8 protein-coding genes and 1 pseudogene are annotated in these 8,955 nt (G+C 59.9%); all 9 read left to right on the forward strand.

The features are described from left to right. The first annotated feature begins 3 nt into the window (after positions 1-3). On the forward strand, positions 4-621 hold the full coding sequence (locus tag OHD62_RS31715; RefSeq protein WP_263791158.1) for a response regulator: 618 nt from the start codon (positions 4-6) through the stop codon (positions 619-621). 191 nt (positions 622-812) lie between these two features. Then, entirely contained in the window at positions 813-1,220 is a 408-nt protein-coding gene (locus tag OHD62_RS31720; RefSeq protein ID WP_263791135.1) for a response regulator transcription factor, read from the forward strand. Between the two features lie 94 nt (positions 1,221-1,314). Continuing rightward, positions 1,315-2,121 carry a DUF2092 domain-containing protein gene (locus tag OHD62_RS31725; protein ID WP_263791136.1) on the forward strand — a complete coding sequence of 269 codons (807 nt, stop codon included), beginning with the start codon at positions 1,315-1,317 and terminating at the stop codon, positions 2,119-2,121. Then, positions 2,118-2,327 (forward strand): hypothetical protein, encoded by a 210-nt coding sequence (locus OHD62_RS31730; RefSeq protein WP_263791138.1) that lies wholly within the window; start codon positions 2,118-2,120, stop codon positions 2,325-2,327. Before OHD62_RS31725 ends, OHD62_RS31730 begins: the two co-directional genes overlap by 4 nt. A 140-nt stretch (positions 2,328-2,467) precedes the next feature. After that, complete coding sequence (locus OHD62_RS31735) at positions 2,468-3,952, forward strand: DUF1254 domain-containing protein (RefSeq protein WP_263791140.1); 1,485 nt, start codon at positions 2,468-2,470, stop codon at positions 3,950-3,952. 186 nt (positions 3,953-4,138) lie between these two features. After that, positions 4,139-5,557 (forward strand): DUF1254 domain-containing protein, encoded by a 1,419-nt coding sequence (locus OHD62_RS31740; protein WP_263791141.1) that lies wholly within the window; start codon positions 4,139-4,141, stop codon positions 5,555-5,557. A 122-nt stretch (positions 5,558-5,679) separates the two neighbouring features. Beyond that, on the forward strand, positions 5,680-7,134 hold the full coding sequence (gene gntH, locus OHD62_RS31745; RefSeq protein ID WP_263791143.1) for a guanitoxin biosynthesis MBL fold metallo-hydrolase GntH: 1,455 nt from the start codon (positions 5,680-5,682) through the stop codon (positions 7,132-7,134). Between the two features lie 8 nt (positions 7,135-7,142). After that, positions 7,143-8,366 (forward strand): CobW family GTP-binding protein, encoded by a 1,224-nt coding sequence (locus tag OHD62_RS31750; protein WP_263791145.1) that lies wholly within the window; start codon positions 7,143-7,145, stop codon positions 8,364-8,366. Positions 8,367-8,705: 339 nt separating this feature from the next. Then, positions 8,706-8,955, forward strand: a pseudogene (locus OHD62_RS31755) (peptidyl-prolyl cis-trans isomerase); the annotation flags it as partial.

Below are 8,955 nucleotides of genomic sequence, written 5' to 3' on the forward strand. Positions count from 1 at the left end.
CGGGTGATACTTGCGGACGACCATGTGATGGTTGCTGAAGCACTTGGCCGGTTGATCGATGAGGTCGCCGACCTAGTTGGACAAGCCGCCGATGGGCAGCAACTCGTGGAGCAAGCGCGGCTTCTCAAGCCGGACATCATTGTTTCGGATATTACCATGCCGGTGATGAGTGGTTTGGACGCCCTGCGTCAGCTCAAATCGGAGCACTCCAGCGCGCGCTTCATATTCTTGACAGTCCACACCGAGGCGAGCGTTGCCGCGGAAGCCATGCGCGCCGGAGCATGCGGATATCTTCTGAAGGCGGCAGCGGGCGAAGAATTGCTCGAAGCCATCCGCGCGGTCATGGCCGGCCGCATATACCTGACGCCGCATATCGCCGGCGATGTCTTGCGGACGATGTCCCTGCCCGCGGATCGCCAAGACCACCACCTTACCTCTCGCCAAAGGGAAATCCTGCGAATGGTCGCGCAAGGCAAGCGCATGAAAGAGATTGCAGCTGACTTGAAGATTTCCGTGCGCACCGTCGAGGATCACAAATCCCAGTTGCTGCACGTCCTCGGCGTCAAGAGCACGGCTGATCTGATCAGATTTGCCCTGAAGCAGGGGCTCATTTCCGACTGATCTGATTTCCGGGATCTTCCCGAACCCTGAACCCAGCGATTTCCAGGCCCTCTGACCCCGTGATTTCCGGCCCGTCAACCCCGGGATTTCCACGCCTTGGCCACCGGGGTTTCCCCGATGCGCCGGCCCGCCTGCGCTCGTAGCATCCAACCAGCAGCACCAGGCCCGACACTCAAGCCGAGAGAGCTCACTTGGCACGCAAACGTCTCGTACTCGCCGAAGATCATACTGAAATGGCTGACCACCTACGATCTCTGCTTGGCGACTACGACGTCGACATCGTGTCGGATGGACAGGGATTGATTGCGGCAGTGGATGCGAACGTGCCCGACATCATTATTTCGGACATCGCAATGCCAGGCATCAGCGGGCTGGCGGCGGCACGCGACATCCTCGCCGTGCATCCGAACGCCCGCATCATCTTCGTGTCGGTTCGAGATGAGCCGGCCATTGTCAGAAAAGCCATCGACGAAGGGGCTGCCGGATACGTCGTGAAGTCCGATGCGGGCGACGAACTGGTTGACGCTGTCCAAACGGTTCTTGGCGGCGGCCAATACGTTTCCTCGTCTGCGCGTGCTGCACTGAAGGGTGGACCTTGAGTTTAACCAGTAAGCCAGGTCCGCGACGAAGTTTGCCCGGTCTGCCCGAAAGGTCTTGCAAATTTAAAATACATCTCAAGGGAGGAAACCTCTAATGAACCGAGCAACCCAGAAATCATTCGCACGCGTCGCCACTACGGCATCCGCTGTGGCGCTGGTCCTGACGATCGGGCTGGGAGCTCCGACCACACGGGCCGATGAAGCGGAGGCCAAGACCCTTCTCAAGGCGATGTCCGACTATCTCGCCGCGCAGAAAACCATTTCGTTTGGATACGACACGAATCTCGAGATCGTCACCAAGGACCACCAGAAGCTCCTGCTGGCGAGTTCGGGCGCAGTCGACCTCAGCCGGCCCGACAAGTTCCGCGCCACCCGCTCCGGCGGCTTTGCCGAGGTCGAGATGGTTTTCGACGGAAAGACGGTGACGCTGGTCCGCAAGGACGCCAATCTCCACGGCCAGGTCGACATCCCCGGTACTGTCGACAATCTGGTCGACGAGTTGAGGAACAAATATCAGCGGCCGGTTCCAGGCGCCGATCTTCTGTTGTCCAACGTCTATGACGAACTGATGCGCGACGTCACGGACGTGAAGGATCTCGGTAGCGGCGTGATCGGCGGCACCGAATGCGATCATCTGGCGTTTCGGACCAGCGAGGTCGATTGGCAGATATGGATCGCGCAAGGCGAGCGTCCCTATCCCTGCCGCTACGTGATCACGTCCAAAGGGGTGGACCAGGGCCCGCAGTACAGCGTTCAGATCAGCGGCTGGAAGACAGGTGATCAAGCGGCCCCAGGCGACTTTGCCTTCAAGGCGCCGACCGACTCCAAGAAGGTCGATGTGAAGGAGCTTACCGACACCGATGAACTGCCCTCGGAGTTTTCCATAGGAGGTGGCCAATGACCACGATGAAGAGACTGAGAACCATACTGCTGGCTGGAGCCATCGGCTTCATCGGACTCGAAACCTTTGAGCGGCCTTCGTTCCCTGGTGTCTCCGGCATCATTTCCACTGCCGAGGCCAGGGTCGGGCGCCCGCGCACGCCGGTCAGTGTCGCCGGGGTTGCGCGGCGTACGGTTCGTCGCTGCGTGGCCGGCGCGTACTGCTAAGTTCAGCAAGCGATGGTTCTGCGAGGACGGGTTCACGCTGCACCTTGAAAGCATTCCTTAGGCGCAGTTCGACAAGACGTGGGCGGCTTTGTGTCGAGCTCGTAAAGCGAAGGCCGACATGCGACCCTAGGGAGGAAACCATGAGAACAAAAATCGCGTCGGTCGTTGCAACACTCGCGTTAATTTCTGTTTCTAGCCTCTCGGCGCAGGAGGCGACCCGCCCAACCATCGCCAAAGAGAACATCGCGAACATCACGGAACCCTTGGGCGGCAAGCCAAGCGCGGGCGCCAAGCCGTCGGTGGCGGACCTCGCCTATCAAGCCGCTTATCAGCGTGCCTTCGAGGCTGTGATCTGGTCGATCCCGGCCGTGGGAGCCTACGGCTTCCATCGGGGCGCGATGGATATCGGCGCCAAGGACAACACCATCCTTGCCTGGTCGCAACCCGCAAAGCCGAACGCTGAACTCCTGACCGCGAACAACCAGTCGCCTTACATCCTTTCACAGACTGATCTGCGTAAGGGGGCGGTGGTCATAGAAGTTCCGGCGGCGACCGAAAAGGCCAGTCTGTATGGGCAGATCGTGGATCACTGGCAAATCACCATCGCCGATGTCGGGCCTTCCGGCCTCGACCAAGGCAAGGGCGGAAAGTTTCTGCTTACGCCGCCGGGATACAAGGGCGCGGTACCCGCCGGGCACATTGAGGTGAAGAGCCCGAGCTACCGGATCTGCTTCGCTATTCGCTCGGTGAAGGGCGCGAACGCCACCACGGAGGACGCTTACGCCTACGCCAGGACGTTCAAAATGTATTATCTCGATGATCCAAAGCCTACCCAGTTCACCGACCCTACGGACATTCGCTATTCGACGCTGCCGTTCTACGACGAACGCTATTTCGAGGATCTATACGCCATCGTCAGCGTCGAGAACCCCAATCCCCGCGACAAGGTGATGATGGGCATGCTCGCCACGCTCGGCATCGAGAAGGGTAAGCCCTACAAACCGGACGCCAAAACCAAACAGGCGATGCGGCAGGGTGCAATCGACGCCTACTTCTATCTTTTGCAGCGCTTCATTCACCCCGATGCATCGAAGATCTGGTGGCAAGGCAAGCACTGGTACGACGGTCTGTTTTCGGACGCCAACCGTGAATTCCGTTGGGAGACGGACGCGATGATCGAGCTCGATAACCGCGCCGATCGTTACTTCAGCGCGGTGAATTTCCCCCGGAAATTGCCGAAGTTGCCGGCGACACAGTATCTGTTCGCGCTCGCCGACAAGGACGGTAACGAATTGCAGGCCGGCAAAGCTTACTCGTTCGTCATGCCCGCCAGGGTGCCGGTCAAGCAGTTCTGGTCATTGATCATTTACGACCTGGAAACATTTGCTTTCATCTACAACCAGCAACAACGGCCCGGGCTATCTTCTTTCGATCTGCCGAAAATGAAGAAGAACGCGGACGGAAGTACAACCCTCTACTTCGGGCCAAAAGCGCCAGAGGGACTGGAAAGCAACTGGATCCCGACCGCCGGCAAGCGGCCGCTCCCTACCGTCCGAATATACGGCGGCACGGAGGAGTTCTGGGACAGGTCTTGGCAAATGCCGGACGTGGAACTGGTGAAATGATTGTGCAGGTGGACGACGCGAATACGCGGTTAGCAACGCAACCGGATTTGAGGCCGTGCAGGCAAGGACTGGTTCACCATCCCGCGTCCCTACGGCGCGCCGGAGGCGTGGTTCGACAAGACATGGCGGCTTTGTGGGGTCGAGCCCGTAAAGCGAAGGCTGACATGCGACGCTAGGGAGGAAACCATGAGAACCAAAATCGCATCAGTCTTCGGGGCGCTCGCGTTCATATTCGCCACGAGCGTGTTCGCGCAGGACGCCGATGACAAGACCGACTGGCGCGAGCAGTATGCTTACTCCCTGGGCGTACAGGCCTATATCTTCGGCTTTCCTTACGTTTATCTACCAAGCCTGCGGGCGGATTGGGTCACCCGGCCAAAGTCCGCCAACGAGCTTCCGCTGTATGCGCCCATCAACCATTTCAGCCATGTGCGAACGCTGGCAGACGCTTCCTATCGGGGCGGCGGTTCACCCAACCAAGACACGCTTTACTCGACAGCATGGCTTGACGTCGGCAAGGAGCCGGTGATCCTCTCGCACCCGAACATGGGGGACCGCTACTTCTCGTTCGAATTGGCGGGCATAGATTCGGACAACTTTGCCTATGTCGGCAAACGCACGACCGGCGGCAAGGCCGGAAGCTTTGCCATCGTCGGCCCCGGCTGGAAGGGTGCCCTCCCCGCGGGAGTGAAGCCGTTGCCCGCGTCGCTGACACCGTCTGTGCTGATCTTTGCCCGCACGCTGATCGACGGCCCGGCCGATGCGAAGACTGTCAATGCGCTGCAGGATCAATACACGCTGATCCCGCTCAGCTTGTGGGGCAAGAAGGACGCGGCGCTGCCGGCAAGCCGCGACGTCTGGAAACCCTTCGATTCAAGAACCGATCCACTCGCCGAGTGGCGGACCATGAATAGGGCAATGACGGAGAACCCGCCTGAAGCGCGCCTCGCCAAGTTGGTCGAACTGTTCGCGAAGGTGGGCGTGGGTCCTCGGCAGGACCTCGACAAGATGGACGAGGCGACCAAGCTCGGGCTCGCGCGCGCTGCGGTCGATGGCCGACAGTTAATCAAAGCCGCCATCGACTCGGGCCAGCTCGGCAGGCAGGTCAACAACTGGAACATTCCGCCGCGCACACTAGGACGTGCAGGGCTCGTCGACGATTTTCTGCTGCGTGCCTCGATACAAGCTATGGGCGGCATCATCTCCAATGAACTGGAGGAGGCCGTCTACTACAATACGACCAAGGACGGCGCAGGACAGGCCTTCGATGGCGCGAAGAAATATACACTTCGGTTCGCTCCTGGCCAGCTTCCGAAGGTCAACGCGTTCTGGTCGCTCACGATGTATGACCCGACCTTCAACTTCACGGACAACCCTCTCAATCGCTATTCACTAGGCGATCGCACCAAAGGCTTGAAGAAGGACGCCGACGGCGGCTTGAGCCTCTACATCCAGCGCAACTCGCCGGGAAAGGACAAAGAGTCCAACTGGTTGCCCAGTACCCAGAGCGGCGCATTTTTTCTGATCCTGCGAACCTACATGCCTGGCGCCGACATCGTCGAGCAGAAGTGGGCGCCTCCACCGGTAACTGAATTGGCGAGGTGATTTTAGCGTGCCGGGCCAGGCGCGCGCCTGGTGGTCGTCTCATGACGCCGAACTGACGAATGTGGGAGCCAACTACAAGCAAACGTGAGCCAGAAGGAGAGTGCATCATGACCCACCGACCTGTGAGCCGCCGCGATGTATTTAAGACAGCGGGTCTGGCTGGAGCTGCGGCTCTAACGACGCGTGCGGTGTCGACGGCGCAGGCAGCTGACGAGACGCTAACGGCAGTCCAGGCAAAGAACCCTTACGGAGGGGTGCCGAGCGGCGGGATCACGCTTCCACCCTACTATCGGCCAACGCCGAGTCTGGTGAGCAACAACGTTTACTACCCGGGCCAGGAACAGCTCGGACCCGACGAGATGCGGATTTCCTTCATCGGCAGCACGCCGATCCCGGTCACCCGTGCACAGGCCGGCACCTGCATCATGGTGGAGCTCGGAAACGGAAAGCGGTTCTTCTTTGATTTTGGCTCCGGCTGCGTGCGCAACATCATCGCGATGGCGGTGCCATTGTCGGTGGTCAACGACATCTTCTTCACTCACCTTCACGTGGATCACTACGCGGACCTGCCATATCTGTTCGCCTTCGCGCCGTGGATGGGACGCTGGAAGCCGCTGCGCGTGCATGGGCCATCAGGCCGCACGCCCAAGGACGGCATCAAGACGATGATCGAAGGCATGAAGATGATGACGCATTGGCACACCGACTCCTTCAACGCATGTCCGATCGGCGACGGCTACGAGGTCGAGATCAACGAGTTCGATTTCCGCGACGACAACGGCATCTGCTACGACAGGGACGGCGTGACCATCCGCCACTGGCGCCGGTCGCACACCAAGGATGGCGCCTCGGCCTACCGGCTCGACTGGAATGGGCTGTCTTTCGTCTGGACCGGCGACGGTCGACCCGACGAACGCTCGCTCGAATTGGCCAAGGGTGTGGACGTGTTTGTGACCGAGGTGCAACCGGACACGGCCAACCTCCAGGCGATGAAAATGGGCATGCCATCCGTCATCATGAGCACGACGATCGACCAGGCTCATAGCCCACATTACGCGGTTGGCTACATGTTTGATAAGATCCAGCCGCGTCTCGCGATGGTCACGCACACGGCTTACGACGAGGAGTTGATCCCGGAGATCACGGCCGGAATTCGCGTTCATTACAGCGGATTGTTCCAGTTCGGCGCGCCCGACGTCGTGGTCGTCAACGTCACCAAAGATGCAATATGGACGCGCAAGGCAGCAATCCCCGATGCCGGCAACATGGCGCGTCCGAGCCCCGCAGAAGCCGTCGAACTGTTCGGTCTTACGCCGGCGAATCTGAGGGTCACATTTCCAAATCCCCGGAATCCACTCGCTGACCAATTGGAGGCGGAGATTCTCAACGGAGACATCGACCCGAAGAAATATTATCCACCCGACGTGTATCGCGAACCGAACAAGGATTACCCGAAGGACTACACCATCGATGTCCGCGAAATAGCTCTCGTGAAGGCAAGGCAGGCCCAGATCAAGCTCTCGGCCAAAAGTGCCCAGATCCAGGCAGTCATCGACGCCATTGAATCGGCTAAGTAGCGCTGGCCATGGATCACGATATCACCCTCACGCTTGGCGATTCGGAAACGGGGGCGTTCTTGGCGCCCACCCAGCAATCTGCCACGCAAGCGGTGCCGTTGACCGTCCTCACCGGCTTCCTCGGCGCAGGCAAGACCACGCTGCTAAATCGCATTCTTGCGGGCGATCACGGCCTTCGCGTCGCAGTGTTGGTGAACGACTTCGGTTCGATCAACATAGATGCCGAGCTCATTGTCGGCATCGAAAGCGCGGGGGATGTCATCAATCTCGCCAATGGCTGTGTCTGCTGCAACATCCGCGACGATCTGGTCGCCGCGGTGACGCAGGTGATGGCGCGACCCGAGCAACCCGAATACATCCTGCTGGAGGCCAGCGGGGTGGCCGACCCGTCCGGCATCGCACTGACCTTCATGGACGAAAACATGCGGGACCGCATCAGGCTGGACAGCATCATGTGCGTCGTGGACGCGGAGCAGATATTTGCTGCACCGGAGATGATGGAATTGAAGCTGCGCCAAGTGGCATTCGCCGACATGCTCATCCTCAACAAGGTCGATCTTGTTTCCCGGGAGGAAATCGAGCGCATCAAGGCGTGGCTCGACGACCGGTTCCACCGTTATCGGCTCGTCGAGGCATACGGCGGAAATGTGCCTCTGGAAATTCTATTGTCGGTCGGCCGGTTTGATCCGACCCGACTGGATGGCGCACTGCCACATGACCACCCCAATCATGCTCCTGACTGTGATGATCCCGCTTGCGGGCATCACCTTCACGACCATCGGCATGACCACACCGAGACCTTCAGCACTTGGAGTTACGAGACCGATCAGCCGCTCTCGCTGGAAGCGCTGCGGGAGGCCGCCAGGAGGTTACCGGCGACCATCTATCGCGCCAAGGGCGTGATCTATTCGTCGGACGCACCGACACGGCGAGCGGTACTTCAGGTGGTCGGCAAACGCGTCGACCTCTCCTTCCAAGATGATTGGGGCGGGCGGACGCCGCATACGCAGATCGTAGTCATCGGCGCCGCTGGCGGCATCGACGGGGCAATTCTTCGCGAACAGTTCCAGAAGGTAGTCGCGCCGATAGGCCTCGGCGACACGATCGTTCAGGCAACGACCGGAGCGACGGCAGCGGCGGGCAGCGCGGCAGGGCTGGTGATTGCGGCGCCCGTTGCGGTGGTCGATCAGAACAGCAGAGAAAATTACGGCAAAGACCGGCCCGCAAAGTAGCCAGAGATCGAGCGCCGGCAAGAACTGCGCCCTGCCGGCACCATCGACGGAGAAATGCAAGACGTAGTGCTCAGAAGGGGCACCCCGCAGATCTACGTGCCGTTACACGGTTGTTGCGCTATTACGTGCTTGCCCACGTAACTTACATTCCGCCCCAGCTCTTTGGGACCTACCATCCATGCAGGAGCGAAGGAAGTAGTCGTCGAACTATCACTCGAATGGCTCTGATGCGAAATGCTGTCGTCCGGGCCGAACCATGTATGCGACAGCGGGGGGAGCAGGAAGCGTATGATGTTGCTCAGGGAGCCTCTGCTGCATTTTGCCGTAGTCGGCGCGATCTTGTTTGGCGGCTATTCCTGGCTGAACGACAAGCAAGCCGAAGCCACAATCGTCGAACCGGTCCGACTTGGCGACGGCGACGTGCGCTGGCTCAAACAGACCTGGTCGAGCCAATGGCTGCGCGAGCCCACCGCCGATGAACTCAAGGGGCTTGTTGGGGATCTGCTGAACGAGAAACTGCTGGCGCGCGAAGCGCAGGAGATGGGCCTCGAGAAGGACGACACCATCATCCGCCGCCGCCTGGCGCAAA

Source organism: Mesorhizobium sp. YC-39 (assembly GCF_025753795.1).
In the GTDB taxonomy this organism is placed as follows: domain Bacteria; phylum Pseudomonadota; class Alphaproteobacteria; order Rhizobiales; family Rhizobiaceae; genus Mesorhizobium.